Genomic DNA, 18149 nt, shown 5'->3' on the forward strand with positions numbered 1-18149 from the left:
ATAAACTTTGCAGAAACTGTACTGTATTTAAATTAAAGCTGCTAACACTTTACGTTAACGTAAAGTGTTATTCAACTAATCATAGACGAAACAAAGTTAATTGGCGAGGGTGAGATTGGAAAGTTAACTATACAAGAGTATAACGTATATACATCATATAGTTAACAATTTGATCTAGTTTTCAAAGAGAAAAATTAAATAATATTATCAGTTAGTTGTAATGGTATTACCGTTAATAATGCTCGTTGTCCAAGAGCAACATCTGCATTAGGAAATATAATTGCTTCACCTTCAACATCTGCGTAATAACAGGTCTGACCATCCGTTGCGAGCAAATCACCTTTGCTAAAGCCGGTGAAATTCTCGGCATTATCGGAAAAAGGGAACGAAAAATCGTGTTCCGTGCGATTGATTGATCGGTGCACAGCAAATAACTCAAAGTCACTTGCATCAAATTCTTTATATATCACTTCTTTTTGGCTAATTAATGCGCTCAAGGTCGCCTTGGTTTTCGCAAAACGACTCATATCATTTTCACCAAACGGTTTTACTTGACCAAGCTCTACGGTAAATGAATCAGCATCATGAACAAAAGAAGAATAATAGCTAAAAGTGGTGGCTGGCGATTTCATCATTAGCACCGTATTCACTCCACAGCTTAATAAAAATTGTAGTTGCGATTTTTTCCACGGCTTGCCATGTAAAAATGGATAGACAGCAAATTTGTCATTTTTAGAGCCACGAATTGCGGTATGTAAATCGTAATGACAACGCTCTCGGTGTTGCCCGCCACGTTGATAAAAGTCACTAACATATTGCTCGAGCCTGGCTGCTCGTGTGCGTTCATTATTCATCTGCACACCTTCGATAGTGTGATGACCATTAAATAAACGATTTAGATTCTCTTCTACAAAACGCTTGCCAATATTAATTGATTGCGGATTACCAAAAATAAACAGTACACGTTGTGCCAGTTGTAAATCACCTAAGATAATGCGCTTAATTAATTCATCACAAATTTCAATAGGTGCTGTTTCATTACCATGGATCGCACTTGAAAGTACCACATCGATTGTGGTGTCGCATGTTGGTTGAAACTCAATAACGCCAGTGTCATGAATAGTTACAGCAGTGCCATTGCTTAAAGTAAAAACACTTGGTGCTAAGTGCCATTCATTATTACGGCTGAGAGTTAAAAAATCGCCATGTTGTTGTAATTCGTTTAAATACTTTGAGTTGGCTGTCATAATCCAAATGCCTTCATATTATTATGCAAATAAGATACAAAAACGGCTGAATAAATCAGCCGTTATCAAATAGTCTAAGCGTTATTAACTAATCACTGAATCAACCAACTTCTTGGCTTCTTTTTCTAATAGCGCTAAATGTTCTTCACCTTTGAATGATTCAAGGTAAATTTTATAAATATCTTCAGTGCCTGATGGACGCGCTGCAAACCAGCCATTTTCAGTAACTACTTTTAAACCACCAATAGCGGCATTATTACCAGGCGCATGAGTTAGCTTTTGTAAAATAGGCTCGCCCGCAAGTACATCTGCCGTCACATCTTTCGCACTTAGCCCTTTGAGTCGCTCTTTTTGGGCAGAACTTGCAGGCGCATCTATACGTTTGTATATAGGCGCACCAAATTCGAGCTCAAGCTCTTTATAAAGTGTTGATGGGGTTTTTCCTGTTACAGCTAAAATTTCCGCAGCTAATAATCCCATGATGAAACCGTCTTTGTCGGTATTCCATACTGTACCGTCCAAACGAAGGAATGATGCCCCGGCACTTTCTTCACCGCCAAACGCGAGTGTTCCAGTACTTAGCCCTTCGACAAACCATTTAAAACCAACAGGTACTTCTCGCACTTGACGATTATTACGGGCAACTACTCGGTCAATCATCGCACTTGAAACAAGTGTCTTACCAATTTCAACGTCTTTGGACCAATCACGATGATTTAATAAGTAATCAATAGCAACCGCTAAAAAGTGATTTGGGTTCATTAAACCATCCGGTGTAACTATACCGTGTCGGTCATAATCAGGGTCATTACCGATGCCAAGATCAAAGTCATCTTTAAGTGCAATGAGGTTTGCCATTGCATAAGGTGATGAGCAATCCATGCGAATTTTACCGTCTTTATCTAGTGGCATAAACGCAAAGCGTGGGTCAACTTGGTTATTTACGACCGTTAAGTCTAAATTGAATTTCGTTGCTATAACTGGCCAAAAGTTAATACCTGAGCCACCCAGTGGATCAATACCAATTTTAATATGTGCATTACTTATTGCGGCAACATCAACCACATTAATTAAGTCTTCAATATATGGCGTCATTAAATCTTGGTATTTAATAAACCCAGAACGGGCTGCTTTTGCAAATGGGAACAGCTCAACTTCAACTAAATCTTCTAGAAGTAGTTGATTTGCTCTGTCTTCTATCCACTTAGTAACATCAGTATCTGCCGGGCCGCCATTCGGTGGGTTATATTTAAAACCGCCGTCTTCTGGAGGATTATGTGAAGGTGTAACAACAATACCGTCAGCTAGTTCATGTGGATGTAATTTGTTATGACACACGACCGCGTGGCTAATCACAGGTGTCGGTGTAAAATCGCCGTTCTCTTGCGTGATCACTTGCACTTCGTTTGCAACTAATACTTCAATCGCTGAATTGTAAGCCGCCTCACTTAAGGCATGAGTATCTTTACCTAAATAAAGTGGGCCAAAAATATTATTTTGCTTACGATAGTCACAAATTGCTTGAGTAATGGCGAGAATATGTGATTCATTGAATTTCACATCATACGAACAACCTCGGTGCCCTGAAGTACCAAAAGCAACACAATGTTCAGGGTTTTGTTCTAAATCTGGCTCATTTAAGTAATAAGCAGACACTAATTTTGGTACATTTACTAAATCTGATTGTGTTGCAGGTTTCCCTGCGCCGGAATGAATCGCCATTACACTTCCTTTATAAGTAGTCTCGAATTTTTTCAGCTTGTTCAGCGCTATAACCTAAGCCAAGCGCCACTTCGTGCAACATCATTTTCTTACGAGTGGTATTAGAGTTGGTCATTACCCAGTACTCACTGTCGGTAATGTTTTTCGGGTTCATACTGCTGCCGCTATTTACTAACGCTTCTTTGCTGGTTGCGAAGTAAACGCGATCTCGTCCTTGCACATCTAATACCGCTGAAAAATCAGTTTTATGGGTTCGGTGTAAAGCAGATAGAATAAACAAAAAGCGCCCTACCACGCCTTTTTGCATTGCCAACTCTTCTTTATTTAGTATATTAAAAACACTGGCATGCGCTTGTGTCAATGGTGTGACAGCGGCTGACTTTTTATTCTCGGTCGATGAGGTGCTTTTAGTAGTATGAGTCGTCTTTGCAACCTCATGCGTGACGGGCTGTTCTGGTTTCTCTGACACGGCTAAATCATTTTCGCCGTGAATATTTAATAAACGACGTAAAATAGTTGAGGCGCTTTCGCCTATACTTTGCGTGTTACTTGCAATGTATTGATATAACTCGTCGTCTATGTCAATTTTTTTCATGTTATTCCTGTCGTTACGGGTCACATTTTTTCATCCATATTGATTATACCCAAACCTGATTCAATTCTCTATGTTTTGCAATTTGTTATTTCACTAGGCAAACTAGGCACTCTTTTTTGAGATTATTTTTGGAAACTGTGATGCTATTAAATTACAAACAAACTGGCCAAGGGCCGCATGTAATTTTGATCCATGGGTTGTTTGGTTCACTGGAAAATTTAAATGTTATTGCCAATGCTTTGGCCGAAAATTTTACCGTAACGAATCTTGATTTACGTAACCATGGCCGTTCACCCCACAGTGATATTATGGATTACCCAGCAATGGCTGACGACGTACTCGCCTTAATGGACCATTTAGGTATTGCTAAAGCCCATTTAGTCGGTCACTCTATGGGCGGCAAAGTTGCTATGCAAATAGCACATGTTAGTCCAAGCTCAGTAAATAAACTCGTAGTATTAGATATCGCCCCTGTTGCATATCAAAGTCGTCATGATGATATCATTGCGGCACTAAAACTGGTAAAAAGCCATGCAATTAATGACCGCAAAGAAGCGGATAAATTAATGGCGCAATTAATACCTGAATTAGGCGTTCGCCAGTTTTTGTTAAAAAGCTATGCGAAAAACGAACTCGGTGAACTGCAATGGCGTTTTAATTTAACCACCTTAAGTGAGAAATATCGTAATATTTTAGCAAATATTAAAGCAAATGATTCTTGTTTATGCGATACTTTATTTATTAAAGGGAACGATTCTGATTATATATTGCCAGAATATCGTGATGCCATCATGGCACAATTTTGCAACGCAAAAGCAAAAATCATTCATGGCGCAGGTCATTGGTTGCATGCCCAAAAACCAATGGCGGTTAATAAGTCTATCAATGATTTTTTCATGGCTTAATAAAGCAAAATTTAATCACGTATTTTTGACTTAGCGCACTAAATTATTACAATTTTATATGCTATAGTACGCGCCGTTTAATTTAAAGGTTATACGTTGATGGTCAGTCAGTTAATTAACGAATTTGATACCCTTGGGTTGTACTTTGGCTTAGCCGGTGTGTTCTTTTTTATCGGAATGGCTATCCAAGACGTACTAAAAAAAGGTAATGTGCCTAAGTTTGGCCGTTATGTAGTATGGCTTGTGCTATTTTTAGGGTGTTCTGGTTTTATCGCTAAAGGGCTTATTCAAGTGTTTTGGCAAGGTGCGGGTGTGGGTTAACCATGGCTAAGTCTGAAACAGATAGAACAACACTCGATTTATTTGAATACGAAAAACGCCCAGGCAGACCAAAAACGAATCCCCTACCAAGGGAGGTTCAGTTAAAGGTAAATAAACGTAATCAAATAAAAAGAGATAAAGCACGTGGTTTAAAGCGTGTCGAATTTAAAGTTTCATCGCAGTTATATCAAGCGTTAAGCGATATGGCCGATGCACAAAATATTAGCCGCAGTGCGCTGATTGAAACTATTTTACAAGAAAGATTGGCTATTGATAGATAAAAGGTTTTAAATCCATGGCAAGTGTAGGTATTTTTTTCGGAAGTGACACAGGTAACACAGAACACGTAGCTAAAATGATCCAAAAAGAATTGGGGAAAAAGTTAGTGGCTGTGCATGATATTGCTAAAAGTTCTAAAGAACAGATCGCAGAGTTTGATTTAATCTTATTTGGCATTCCTACTTGGTATTATGGTGAAGCACAATGTGATTGGGATGACTTTTTCCCTGAATTAGAAGAAGTTGATTTTGATGGCAAATTAGTTGCTATTTTCGGCTGTGGCGATCAAGAAGACTACGCTGAATACTTCCTTGATGCCATGGGTATGATCAATGACATAGTAACTGAGCGTGGTGCTATTGTTGTGGGTCATTGGCCAAGCCAAGGGTATGACTTTGAAGCATCTAAAGGCATGGCTGATGACAGCCACTTTGTTGGTTTAGGCATTGATGAAGACCGTCAACCAGAACTTACTGAACAACGTGTAAAAGCATGGTCAGCACAAGTTTATGAAGAAATGTGTTTAAGTGAACTTGCTGATTAAATGCACTTTATTGCTAGTAGTAGTATAAAATAGTGACGTTCGTTTTCCTATTTCACTTTTTATGAGTAATTCTAGCAATTGATCTTTGCACTTAATGACTAGGCGCGTTATTCTTATCGTTGCTAATGTGTCGTGTACATCTTTGTAAGGTGTCTAGTATAACCAAATATAATTGAGACAGATTTAATGACTGATCATAACTTGGAATTAAAAAAAGCCGGCTTAAAAGTAACGTTGCCGCGTATTAAAATTTTAGAGATTTTACAATCTCCAGATAACCAACACATCAGCGCTGAAGATGTTTACAAAATTCTTTTGGACCTAGGTGAAGAGATTGGCCTTGCTACTGTGTACCGCGTACTTAACCAATTTGATGATGCAGGCATTGTTAGCCGCCATCATTTTGAAGGCGGTAAATCAGTATTTGAATTATCAGGTAGCACACACCATGATCACCTTGTTTGTTTAAAATGCGGTAAAGTTGTTGAGTTTGAAGATGAGATGATTGAACGTCGTCAACTTGAAATTTCAGAAGAAAATGGTATCAAATTGACCAACCATTCACTTTACCTATATGGTGAGTGTACTGACACTGCAGCATGTAAAGCATTTGCTGATAGTCAATAACTTATTAGCTGAATAAAAAAAACCTGCAAATTGCAGGTTTTTTTATGCCTGTTACTTTTATCCCCTCGCCTTGCAGCTAAGGGATAAAAAACTATTGCTGTGTTTTAGTCCATGAATCGCGTAAACCGACAGTTTGGTTAAATACAACTTTTTCAGATTTAGTATCTCGGCTAAAGTAACCGGTACGCTCAAACTGGAAACCTTGCGCTGGCTCTGTATTGGCAAGTGATGGCTCAAGTTTTGCGTTTGCTAAAACCACTAATGAATCAGGGTTTAAAGTTGTTGCAAAGTCTTCAGCTGCTGCAGGATTTGGTACGCTGAATAAACGATCATATAAGCGAACTTCTGCGGTAATTGACTCACTGGATGACACCCAATGAATAACGCCCTTCACTTTACGTCCATCAGTTGGATTTTTACCCAACGTTTCTGGATCATAGCTACAGAAAATCGTGGTTATTTCGCCATTTTCGTCTTTTTCGACACGCTCAGCTTTAATAACATAAGCGCCACGTAAGCGAACTTCTTTATCAAGTACTAAGCGCTTGAATTTGTTATTTGCTTCTTCTTTAAAATCTTCACGCTCAATGTAAATTTCACGGGTAAACGGAACATCACGACGACCCATACTTTCATCATTTGGATGGTTTGCAATTGATAAGGTTTCAACGGTATCAACAGCATAATTTTCAATGATCACTTTAACAGGATCAAGCACAGCCATGGCACGTGGAGCATGTTCATTTAAGTCTTCACGGATACATGCTTCAAGCATGCCCATTTCAACCATGTTTTCTTGTTTAGTTACGCCAATACGTGAGCAAAATTCACGAATTGACGCTGGGGTATAACCGCGACGACGTAAACCAGCTATCGTTGGCATACGAGGATCATCCCAGCCTTCAACGTGCCCATTAACCACTAAGTCATTCAATTTACGCTTAGACATAATCGTGTATTCAAGGTTTAACCTTGAAAACTCAATTTGTTGTGGATGACATTCAAGACTGATGTTATCTAACACCCAATCGTATAAACGACGGTTATCTTGAAATTCAAGGGTACACAATGAATGAGTAATGCCTTCAAGTGCATCTGAGATACAATGTGTAAAGTCATACATTGGGTAGATACACCATTTATCACCGGTCTGATGATGCTGAGCAAATCGAACACGATAAATAATAGGATCACGCAGCACCATAAATGAGCTGGCCATATCTATTTTTGCACGTAGTACACATTCGCCTTCTTTAAATTCACCCGCACGCATTTTTTCAAATAGTGCTAAGTTTTCTGAAGGACTCGTATCACGGGTTGGACTGTTTTTACCAGGCTCTTTTAACGTGCCGCGATATTCACGCGCTTGATCTGGTGATAGGAAGCACACATATGCTAGCCCTTTATTGATCAGTTCAATAGCATAACCATATAACTGATCAAAATAATTAGACGAGTAATTAATTTCACCATCCCACTGAAAACCTAACCACTGTACATCTTCTTTAATTGAATTTACGTAGTTAATATCTTCTTTTTCAGGGTTTGTATCATCAAAACGTAAGTTACATTTACCGTGGTAATCTTGTGCTATACCAAAATTTAAACAAATTGATTTTGCATGTCCGATATGTAAAAAACCATTCGGCTCAGGTGGAAAACGAGTATGCGTAGACGCGTGTTTACCTGATGCTAAATCGTCATCAATTCGGGTTCTAATAAAGTTACTTGGGCGATTCTCAATTTCCGCCATAGGAGTACAATCCTCACAATAGTGCATGGTGACAAAACTACTGCATTATACCCAAACCACCCCAAGATGCGAGTTTCAGTTGGAATTAAAAGCGATTTAGGCAAGGCATTGATTGCAAGTAATAGCGGTTCTATTGGTAAAATCAATAACGCAGTATAAATCGCTTTTAAACCAACCCGTTGGGCGTTTCGCATATTGAGGTGGTTTGGGTATATTATAAAAACAAACCTTAACATACAGTAATAGATGCGGGTTTATTACATATTATATGCTTAGTGGAAAATACAAGCTGAAGAACCACACCTAGGTTGTTATTTAACCTTTTAATGGTGATAAATTGTTCTAGCGCAATAAAACAGTCATTCAATCAAGCTACAGTGGGGCCATTAAAGTAATTCTTTTAAGGAGAAAATAATGGCTTCACTTTCACAGCATCGCGTTTATATTCCAACTACTGCACGCGCAAACCAATATATTTTAGCTGAGTTTGTGCCCAGTGCCGATTTATACGCACGATTTAGCAATATACAACAATGTTATGAACGTTTAGCACGGCAGCTATTTTCTTCATGTGATGAGTATGAGCTATATAATGTACATTTGATAGCAAACGATAAGCTCCCAGTTGTTAGATTTCATGAAGAGTCATATTGTTTACAAACCGAAAAGCAAATTTTATTCTTTTATAACCCGCGTTACCATGAAGCGCATAAATGCATTTATGACAGCCGTAAACCAAGTAAAAAAATTCGTTTGCTTTTCCTTGCCACTGGTGAAGATTTACGTGCTAATGCAGCCATATTTCATACCCGTGTTAAAAAAGTACTCGAATACCTGCAAAGCACATTACTGCTCGATGAAACTGCAATCAAAGTGCGTGATCATCAGCATTTAACCTATGACTTATTCGCCAAAGCGAAAGGATGTAAAGAAAGCTACGGTTATAAACTCAGAGGCCTTTATAATCGTTACCAAAGCCGTCATTGTACTCTACCAGTAGAGCATAATGAGATGACCTATACCACTTTTTCGATTCCAGTTACACGCACCATTAAAACTCAGTTTCATCATTTGCTGAATAAACCAACATACACAGAGTTTTATCAGCATTTTTATGACGCATTTATTCAGCAATGTGCCGCAAAAAATTTACATTTAGCGGCAATGGTAGCTAATGGTACAATGCCAATCATAAGAAACTGTAAGACTGATAACAACGATGGCAATCTTGAATTGCAAAAGCTGAGCTTCTCAACCGACGCTAAAAATACTCAATACAGTCATTATTGGCGTGATGAAAAACTGGTGGATTCATTGCAATTTGTTATTGTTGCCAGTGAAAAAGACGAGCAAGGAGTTGGTCACGGTCGTTTTATGAATCAAGTTGAAAGTCTGATCCGTTCACTTATAGAACCATTATCGATCAATAAAGAGCGCCAAGATATTACAGTACGATTTTTTCAACATATTAATCATTATCTATAATAGCGAGCTTGTGAATAATACAACCCTTAAGCTAAGTTTAAATTAACTACAGACCTTATCCCTGCCAATATTTTTGGCACGGTAAAGGTTTGTGTCAGCAACTTTTAATAACGCATTAAGGGCGAGTCCTGGCTGCATTTGTGCTACACCGGCACTACTAGTTAAAGTGATTTTTTTGTCGGTCAAGCTTAACGATTTTAAACAAACACATAAGTTAGTGATAAAATCATGCCCTTGTACAAGTGTTAAGTTTGGCATTACCACAATAAATTCCTCACCACCAAAGCGAGCAAATTGATACTCAGTATTGGCTAAATGTTCAGTAAGTAACACGCTAAAAGCAATAAGGGCTTGATCACCGATATCATGGCCATATTGATCATTTACTTGTTTAAAATGATCAATATCTAAAATCGCAACTGAAAAATCTTGTTGCTTCCCGATAAGTTGCGCTGCAATAAAATCGAGGATATAGCGACGGTTATGTGCACCAGTGAGAGGATCAGTATTTGCTCTGCGTTGACTTCGTAAATAGGCTCTGCGTTGATTTAATGCGAAAATTGTAATGCTTAATATCGCTAAGATACCAATAACAGAATAAGCTGTTTGTAGCTGCCCTTCTTTAGCTAACTTATCTAAAGTGATTTGTTGGTATTTTAATTTCTCTTCAGCCAACTGCAATTTTATATCTTGTTGAGTAGATTCAAATTGTGAGCGTGCTTCCTGCTCAAGTTTCTGCTGCGTTGTTGCTTTTGCTTGCTCTGTAAGCTTAATCAATAATTTCAGTGCATTTGTCGCTTCTTCAAAATGACCTAATTGCTCGAGGCTTTGCGCCTTTAAGGTGAGTGTATTGCGGCTATAACGGTTATTAAGCGGCCTATCGTAATCAGCCAACAATAACTCTGATGCTTGAGTATATTCAAGTGCTTGCTCTGGTTGCTGCAATGCTAAAAAAATTTTAGCAAATCCATTATTTAACGCAATTATATGCGCTGGGTTTATAATCACTGTATTGATATAACTTTTAGCTAAGTATGACAGTTGTAACGCTTGCGAATAATTTTTTTGTTTCAAAGCAACACTTGCCTTACCTGCCGATGCAAAAAAAAGATAACGCGGTGCTTTTACCATGGCCGATACCATTATCATTTCTTCATAACAAGCCGCCGCTGGATCAAGTTTCTCAGCCCGTTCATATGTTATACATAGGAGATAGATAATAGGTAATCCATTGACAACATCACCATTTCTACTGGCAATATCGCGAGCCAAAACTGCATATTGCTCACCTTTCTCAAATAGCGACATGGTCGAATAATATGCAGCTAAACTATCATAAACATAAAGCATAGTAGTTGAGGACATATTTGAAGTTTTGGCTTCAATGTAGGCATTTTCTATAATTTCTATTGCTTTTGGATATTCCTCTTGCCAGAGCAACAAAGCACCTTCAATAGACTCAGCCTGTACCTGCATCTCTAAATCGTTTGCTCGTATAAATGCATTTTGTGCTAAGCGGATTTGTTTAATACTTTCAGGTAACTGCCCTTCTTCTAAAGAAAAAACACTCCGGTACATTAACCAATAACCTTGGATCCAATCATCGTCCTTAGGTAGTTGTTGTTGGGCAAGTTCAAAGTAGCTTTTTGAACGTACAATATCACCTTGAAATAAATACAGGCGCGCTAACAAAGTATTATTATAAGCGTGTTCAGCGGGAGAAATACGCTGCGCCAATTGTATAAGAGCTAATTCTTCGATCAACTGATTTGGTTCAGCTACTGCACGTTGTTCGGTTACTAAAAATTCGGTACGAAATGAAGTAGATGCGAATAAATTGAAAGAACAAAGGCATACAAGAACGACTGTAAAATTAATTATTCGCATTACTGCTAGATCTTCGAATGATAAAAAACAATCGCACATTATAACGGCAGTTTTGATTATTACTAGTGGACTTTATTAAAACAAGCTATTGATTTTTTATTAATTAAACAACTAGAGATTCTGAAACTTATCATTATCTAGACACAATACTTTATAAATAATGGCAATAAAAAAGGCTCACTAAGTGAGCCTTTTTTCAAAACATAGCGGGTTATTACCAGCCAGTTTTTTCTTTAAGTGCTTTACCGATATCAGCAAGTGAACGTACAGTTTTTACGCCAGCAGCTTCTAATGCAGCAAATTTCTCATCAGCAGTACCTTTACCGCCAGCGATGATTGCGCCAGCATGACCCATACGCTTACCTTCTGGTGCAGTAACACCAGCAATGTAAGAAACAACAGGCTTAGTAACGTTAGCTTTGATGTACTCTGCAGCTTCTTCTTCTGCAGTACCACCGATTTCACCAATCATTACGATTGCTTCAGTTTGTGGATCTTTTTCGAACATTTCTAAAACGTCGATAAAGTTAGTACCAGGAATTGGGTCGCCACCAATACCAACACAGGTAGACTGACCGAAACCTGCATCGGTAGTTTGTTTAACAGCTTCGTACGTTAAAGTACCAGAGCGAGAAACAATACCTACTTTACCAGGCTTATGAATGTGACCCGGCATGATACCAATCTTAGTCTCACCTGGAGTGATAACACCTGGACAGTTAGGACCGATCATACGAGTACCTGTTTGATCTAGTTTAACTTTAACGTCAACCATATCAAGTGTAGGGATACCTTCAGTGATACAAACGATTAGCTCGATGCCAGCATCGATTGCTTCTAAGATGGCATCTTTACAGAAAGGGGCTGGTACGTAGATAACTGATGCAGTTGCACCAGTTGCTTCTACAGCATCACGTACAGTGTTAAATACTGGAAGACCAAGGTGCGTTTGACCGCCTTTACCTGGGCTTACACCACCAACCATTTGTGTTCCGTACTCAAGCGCTTGCTCTGAGTGGAAAGTACCTTGGCCACCGGTGAAACCTTGACAGATAACTTTTGTATCTTTATTGATTAATACAGACATTATTTGCCCTCCGCAGCAGCAACAACTTTTTCAGCAGCATCTGTTAGTGATTCAGCAGCAATGATATCTAGACCTGAATTCTTAAGAACGTCACGACCTAGCTCAGCGTTAGTACCTTCTAAACGTACAACTACAGGTACGTTTACACCAACTTCTTTAACTGCACCAATAATGCCTTCTGCGATCATGTCACAACGTACGATACCACCAAAGATGTTAACTAAAACAGCTTTAACGTTATCATCTGAAAGAATGATTTTGAATGCTTCAGAAACACGTTCTTTAGTCGCACCGCCACCAACATCTAAGAAGTTAGCTGGCTTGCCGCCGTGTAGGTTTACGATGTCCATAGTACCCATTGCTAGGCCTGCACCGTTAACCATACAACCAACGTTACCGTCTAATGCAACGTAGTTAAGTTCAAAACTTGCTGCATGTGCTTCACGTGCATCTTCTTGTGATGGATCGTGGAAATCACGCATTTTAGGTTGACGGTAAAGTGCATTACCATCGATACCGATTTTGCCGTCAAGACAGTGAAGGTTACCTTCATCAGTGATAACAAGCGGGTTGATTTCAAGTAATGCGAAATCGAAATCAGTAAACATTTTACCAAGACCCATGAATATCTTAACAAACTGCTTCATTTGCGTTGGGTTAAGACCCAATTTAAAACCTAGTTCACGTGCTTGGTAAGCTTGAGGACCTACTAATGGGTCGATCTCTGCTTTGTGGATAAGCTCTGGTGTTTCTTCAGCAACAGTTTCAATTTCAACACCGCCTTCAGTAGACGCCATGAAAACAACTTTGCGAGATGCACGGTCAACAACTGCACCTAAGTACAATTCGTTGGCGATATCAGTACAGCTTTCTACTAAAATTTTAGCAACTGGCTGACCATTCTCGTCTGTTTGGTAAGTAACTAGGTTTTTACCTAACCAGTTAGCTGCAAACGCTTTAACTTCGTCGATAGTTTTAACTAGCTTTACACCGCCAGCTTTACCACGTCCACCTGCGTGAACCTGAGTTTTAACAACCCACATATCACCGCCGATTTTCTCAGCAGCTGCTGCAGCTTCTTCAGGTGTATCGCACGCGAAACCCTGAGAAACTGGTAAACCATATTCGGCAAAAAGTTGTTTTGCCTGATACTCATGCAAATTCATGATGCTTTATCCAATTTTTTATACTAAAAGAGCTGACTATTTTTACAAATAAACAGCTATCCCAAATTGCGCAACTAGTATAGATCCCAAGGCTTAACATGAAAACCCCAGTTAGACTAATAGACACAAAAAAAAAGCTGTGAATGCGACTCACAGCTTACATTTCATACAACTGAATTAAACATCCAGTAATAGGCGCGTTGGATCTTCGAGCAACTCTTTAATAGTCACTAGGAATCCAACTGATTCCTTACCATCTATTTGGCGATGATCATAAGATAATGCCAAATACATCATAGGCAGAATTTCAACTTTACCATTAACAGCCATTGGACGATCTTGGATTTTATGCATACCCAAAATAGACGACTGCGGTAAATTGATGATAGGTGTTGATAGTAACGAACCGAACACACCACCGTTAGTGATAGTGAAGTTACCACCCGTCATGTCGTCAAGTGTTAACTTGCCATCACGACCTTTAAGTGCTAATTCACGAATACCTTTTTCGATTTCAGCAACAGATAGCTTATCGCAATCTTTTAGTACTGGAGTCACTAGGCCTCGTGGCGTAGAAACTGCAATGCTGATATCAAAATAGTTGTGGTATACGATATCATCGCCATCAATTGATGCATTTACATCAGGGAAACGTTTTAGTGCTTCAGTGACCGCTTTCACGTAAAAAGACATGAAACCTAAACGGATACCGTGACGCTTTTCGAACACTTCTTGATACTGCTTACGAAGATCCATGATTGGTTTCATGTTAACTTCGTTAAATGTCGTTAACATTGCAGTAGAGTTTTTTGCTTCAAGAAGACGATTAGCAATGGTTTTACGTAAACGTGTCATAGGAACGCGTTTTTGTGTACGGTCACCCATAGGTGCCGCTGGCGCTGCTTCAGCTTTCGCCGCAGGTGCTGGTGACTTCAAGAATTGATCAACATCTTCTTTTGTTACACGACCATTTTTACCAGAGCCTTTAATTTTAGACGCGTCTAGGCCTTTCTCAGCAATTAAACGACGCACTGATGGTGTTAACACATCTGAACTATCAGTTGAACTTTCATCTTTAGCCGCTGCTGGTGCATCCGCTTTTGCGTCAGATTTAGCGGGTGCTGCACCAGCTTTAACTTTACCGATAACTTGGTCACCCAGAACTGTATCGCCTTCTGCGTGAATGATTTCACCCATTACGCCATCTTCTTGAGCAACAACTTCAAGAACAACTTTATCAGTTTCGATATCAACTAGGTTTTGGTCGCGTGTTACTGCGTCACCTGGTTGCACATGCCAAGTAGCTACTGTCGCGTCTGCGACTGATTCTGGAAGTACAGGTACTTTAATGTCCACTTCTTTACCTTCTGATGCTGGTGCTGATTGCGCCGCTGGCGCGTTTTCTTGTTTGTCTGAAGCTGGTGCAGCTTCTCTCTTTGCGTCTTCAGTTGGCGCAGCTGCATCAGCGTCACCAATGATACCGATCACTTGGTCGCCAAGTACGGTTGCACCTTCTTCTTGTGAAATTTCAGTGATCACACCGTCATGTGGTGCAACAACTTCTAAAACAACTTTGTCTGTTTCAATATCTACTAAGTTCTGATCACGGCTTACTTTGTCGCCAACACTTACATGCCATGTAGCAACGGAAGCATCAGCAACCGACTCAGGAAGAACAGGAACTTTAATTTCTGTGCTCATTGCTTATCCTTTATTTTCAATAGTAAGCGCGTCTGCGACTAGCGCTTGTTGTTCTTTAGTATGCACTGACATATAACCACACGCTGGAGAGGCAGAGGCTTTACGGCCTGCATATTTAAGCTTCGCACCTTGTGGAATTGCATCTACAAAGTGATGTTGTGAACAATACCAAGCACCTTGGTTTTGCGGCTCCTCTTGACACCAAACAAAATCTTTCACATGTTGATAACGCGCCATAATGGCATCCATTTCATCATGTGGGAACGGGTATAACTGTTCAACCCGCACAATAGCAATATTGTTAAGTTCAAGCTTACGACGCTCTTGTAATAGCTCGTAGTACACTTTACCACTACAGAAAACTACACGTTCAACGCTATCTGCATCAATATCATCGATTTCGTCGATCATATTGTGGAACACACCTTCTGATAGCTCTTCAAGTGAAGATGTCGCAAGTGGATGGCGTAATAACGATTTAGGTGTCATAACTATCAGTGGACGACGTAGTGGTCTAACTGATTGACGACGTAACATTGCATAGACTTGTGCAGGAGTAGATGGTACACACACTTGCATATTGTGATCAGCACACAGCTGTAAGAAACGCTCTAAACGTGCAGAACTGTGCTCAGGACCTTGCCCTTCATAACCATGTGGTAACAAAATTGTCAGACCACACAAACGGCCCCATTTTTGCTCACCGGAACTTAAGAATTGGTCAAAAACAACTTGTGCGCCGTTAGCAAAATCACCAAACTGTGCTTCCCATAGTACCAGTGATGTTGGCTCTGCTGTCGCGTAACCATATTCAAACGCCACAACCGCTTCTTCTGAAAGCACTGAGTCAAATACTTGGAAAGTACCTTGATCTTCGCTTAAGTGCTGTAAAGGCGTGTAAGTGGCCCCATCAGTTTGACTATGAACAACGGCATGACGGTGGAAGAAAGTACCACGCCCTGAATCTTGGCCTGTTAAACGAATATCAGTGCCTTCGGTTGCAATTGTTGCATAAGCAAGTGTTTCTGCCATACCCCAATCAAGCGGTTTTTCACCAGCGGCCATTAACTTACGATCATCGTAAATCTTTTTAACACGAGACTGTGCTTTATATTGTTCAGGGTAATTTGCAATTTTGTTACCCAGCTCTTTTAATTTTTCAACTGGCACACTTGCATCGTAATCAACACTCCATTCATGGCCTACATATTTAGCCCAATCAGAGGAGTGTGATGTTTCTGGTTGAATTTCTTCAACAACACAATTGCCTTCGTCTAAACCATTACGGTAGTCATCAGCCAGTGCTTTAATTTCATCTTCAGTAAACGAGCCTTCACCCATTAACTGATCTGCGTAGATCAAACGTGGCACCGGGTGTTTTTTGATTTTTTGGTACATGATCGGTTGAGTCGCATTTGGCTCATCCGCTTCATTATGGCCGTGACGACGATAACAAACTAAGTCAATAACCACATCACGTTTAAATTGATTTCTAAAATCAAGCGCGATTTGCGTGACAAATGCAACCGCTTCAGGATCATCAGAATTTACGTGGAAAATGGGTGATTGCACCATTTTTGCGATGTCAGTACAGTAATCTGTTGAACGAACATCGTGTTGTTTGCTTGTCGTAAAACCAACTTGGTTGTTCACTACAATGCGAATACTACCACCACAACTAAACGCATTTGTTTGCGATAAGTTAAAGGTTTCTTGAACAACACCTTGGCCTGCCACTGCCGAGTCACCATGAATGGTGATAGGTAGTGCTTTAATACCTGAACTGTCACCCAAACGGTCTAAACGTGCACGAACCGAGCCCATAACTACTGGGTTTACGATTTCAAGATGTGATGGGTTAAAGGCAAGCGCCATATGAACTTTGCCACCTGAAGTCGCAAAATCTGAAGAGTAACCCATGTGGTATTTAACATCACCTGAGCTTAATGTTTCTTTATGCTTACCAGCAAACTCATCAAATAGTTCTGATGGGTTTTTACCAAGCACATTAACAAGGACATTTAAGCGACCACGGTGAGCCATCCCAATAACCGCTTCTTGTTGGCCACTTTCGCCAGCACGGTGAATAAGCTCTTTCAGCATCGGTACTAACGCATCACCACCTTCGAGTGAGAAACGCTTAGCACCTGGGAACTTAGCCCCTAAATACTTTTCAAGACCATCGGCTGCGGTTAATCCTTTGAGGATACGCAACTTTTCTTCTTTACTGAATGTTGGTCGTGATTGCACTGATTCTAAACGTTGTTGTAACCAACGTTTTTCTTCAGTTGATGTGATGTGCATATACTCAGCGCCTACAGAACCACAGTACGTAGTCATTAGCGCCTGATATAACTCACCTAAAGGCATGGTATCGCGGCCTACGGCAAACGATCCCACGTTAAATTCACGGTCAAAATCAGCTTTAGATAATTCATGATATTCAAGCTCTAAGTCTCGAACACGTTCGCGTTGCCAAATGCCTAATGGATCTAGGTTAGCATTTTGGTGACCACGGAAACGGAAAGCATTTATAAGCTGGAGAACTTTGACTTGTTTAGGGTCACTGCTCCCACCTTCTGCTATCACTACTTCTCTATGCTTGTTTTTCGCAAGCGCCGCAAACTGTGCACGAACTTCGGAATGCTTAACCTCAACATCCACACCATCAACTTTTGGTAATTGTTCGAACACTTCTCGCCATTCTTCTGGCACAGAAGTCGCATTGTCTAAATACGCTTCATAAAGCTCTTCTATATAAGCAACGTTGCCGCCGTTTAAATGTGAAGATTCTAGCCATGCCTTCATCACACCTTCGTGCATTTATAAG

Annotated in this window: 15 protein-coding genes; 6 read left to right on the top strand and 9 right to left on the bottom strand. The window is 39.8% G+C overall.

Features of this window, described 5'->3' with window-relative positions:
• Window positions 1-194: 194 nt before the first annotated feature.
• The 3 genes from astE to seqA form a co-directional block, all read right to left on the bottom strand.
• Window positions 195-1247 carry a succinylglutamate desuccinylase gene (gene astE, locus J7338_RS13390; RefSeq protein ID WP_210797518.1) on the bottom strand — a complete coding sequence of 351 codons (1053 nt, stop codon included), beginning with the start codon at window positions 1245-1247 and terminating at the stop codon, window positions 195-197.
• An 84-nt stretch (window positions 1248-1331) separates the two neighbouring features.
• Window positions 1332-2969, bottom strand: a complete 1638-nt coding sequence (gene pgm, locus J7338_RS13395; RefSeq protein ID WP_210797519.1) for a phosphoglucomutase (alpha-D-glucose-1,6-bisphosphate-dependent) — start codon at window positions 2967-2969, stop codon at window positions 1332-1334.
• Window positions 2970-2979: 10 nt separating this feature from the next.
• Entirely contained in the window at window positions 2980-3564 is a 585-nt protein-coding gene (gene seqA, locus J7338_RS13400; RefSeq protein WP_210797520.1) for a replication initiation negative regulator SeqA, read from the bottom strand.
• A 140-nt stretch (window positions 3565-3704) separates the two neighbouring features.
• On the opposite strand from seqA, the gene J7338_RS13405 reads away from it, so the two are divergent.
• The 5 genes from J7338_RS13405 to fur all read left to right on the top strand — a co-directional run bounded on the left by J7338_RS13405 (window position 3705) and on the right by fur (window position 6240).
• Entirely contained in the window at window positions 3705-4469 is a 765-nt protein-coding gene (locus J7338_RS13405) for an alpha/beta fold hydrolase (protein WP_210797521.1), read from the top strand.
• A gap of 99 nt (window positions 4470-4568) precedes the next feature.
• On the top strand, window positions 4569-4790 hold the full coding sequence (locus tag J7338_RS13410) for a DUF2788 domain-containing protein (RefSeq protein ID WP_054204660.1): 222 nt from the start codon (window positions 4569-4571) through the stop codon (window positions 4788-4790).
• Between the two features lie 2 nt (window positions 4791-4792).
• Complete coding sequence (ybfE, locus tag J7338_RS13415; RefSeq protein ID WP_016709654.1) at window positions 4793-5071, top strand: LexA regulated protein; 279 nt, start codon at window positions 4793-4795, stop codon at window positions 5069-5071.
• Between the two features lie 14 nt (window positions 5072-5085).
• Window positions 5086-5613, top strand: a complete 528-nt coding sequence (fldA, locus tag J7338_RS13420) for a flavodoxin FldA (RefSeq protein ID WP_210797522.1) — start codon at window positions 5086-5088, stop codon at window positions 5611-5613.
• Between the two features lie 186 nt (window positions 5614-5799).
• Window positions 5800-6240 (top strand): ferric iron uptake transcriptional regulator, encoded by a 441-nt coding sequence (gene fur, locus J7338_RS13425; protein ID WP_145233880.1) that lies wholly within the window; start codon window positions 5800-5802, stop codon window positions 6238-6240.
• Window positions 6241-6331: 91 nt separating this feature from the next.
• Here the strand turns inward: fur and glnS are convergent, their stop codons facing one another.
• Complete coding sequence (gene glnS / locus J7338_RS13430; RefSeq protein WP_210797523.1) at window positions 6332-7993, bottom strand: glutamine--tRNA ligase; 1662 nt, start codon at window positions 7991-7993, stop codon at window positions 6332-6334.
• A gap of 414 nt (window positions 7994-8407) precedes the next feature.
• On the opposite strand from glnS, the gene J7338_RS13435 reads away from it, so the two are divergent.
• Window positions 8408-9478 (top strand): DUF3083 family protein, encoded by a 1071-nt coding sequence (locus J7338_RS13435; protein ID WP_210797524.1) that lies wholly within the window; start codon window positions 8408-8410, stop codon window positions 9476-9478.
• Window positions 9479-9520: 42 nt separating this feature from the next.
• Here J7338_RS13435 and J7338_RS13440 read toward each other — a convergent pair whose 3' ends face one another.
• From J7338_RS13440 to J7338_RS13460, 5 genes are all read right to left on the bottom strand, one after another.
• Complete coding sequence (locus J7338_RS13440) at window positions 9521-11365, bottom strand: GGDEF domain-containing protein (protein WP_210797525.1); 1845 nt, start codon at window positions 11363-11365, stop codon at window positions 9521-9523.
• Between the two features lie 214 nt (window positions 11366-11579).
• On the bottom strand, window positions 11580-12452 hold the full coding sequence (gene sucD, locus J7338_RS13445; protein ID WP_145233870.1) for a succinate--CoA ligase subunit alpha: 873 nt from the start codon (window positions 12450-12452) through the stop codon (window positions 11580-11582).
• Window positions 12452-13618: an ADP-forming succinate--CoA ligase subunit beta gene (gene sucC / locus J7338_RS13450; protein ID WP_210797526.1), complete on the bottom strand. Its 1167-nt coding sequence runs from the start codon at window positions 13616-13618 to the stop codon at window positions 12452-12454. Before sucC ends, sucD begins: the two co-directional genes overlap by 1 nt.
• 177 nt (window positions 13619-13795) lie before the next feature.
• Window positions 13796-15319: a 2-oxoglutarate dehydrogenase complex dihydrolipoyllysine-residue succinyltransferase gene (gene odhB / locus J7338_RS13455; RefSeq protein WP_210797527.1), complete on the bottom strand. Its 1524-nt coding sequence runs from the start codon at window positions 15317-15319 to the stop codon at window positions 13796-13798.
• 3 nt (window positions 15320-15322) lie between these two features.
• The gene (locus J7338_RS13460; RefSeq protein ID WP_210797528.1) at window positions 15323-18142 is read right to left on the bottom strand and encodes a 2-oxoglutarate dehydrogenase E1 component; all 2820 of its coding nucleotides are present in this window, start codon (window positions 18140-18142) and stop codon (window positions 15323-15325) included.
• Between the last annotated feature and the right edge of the window lie 7 nt (window positions 18143-18149).

The organism is Pseudoalteromonas ostreae (assembly GCF_018069805.1).
GTDB classification, from domain to species: domain Bacteria; phylum Pseudomonadota; class Gammaproteobacteria; order Enterobacterales; family Alteromonadaceae; genus Pseudoalteromonas; species Pseudoalteromonas ostreae.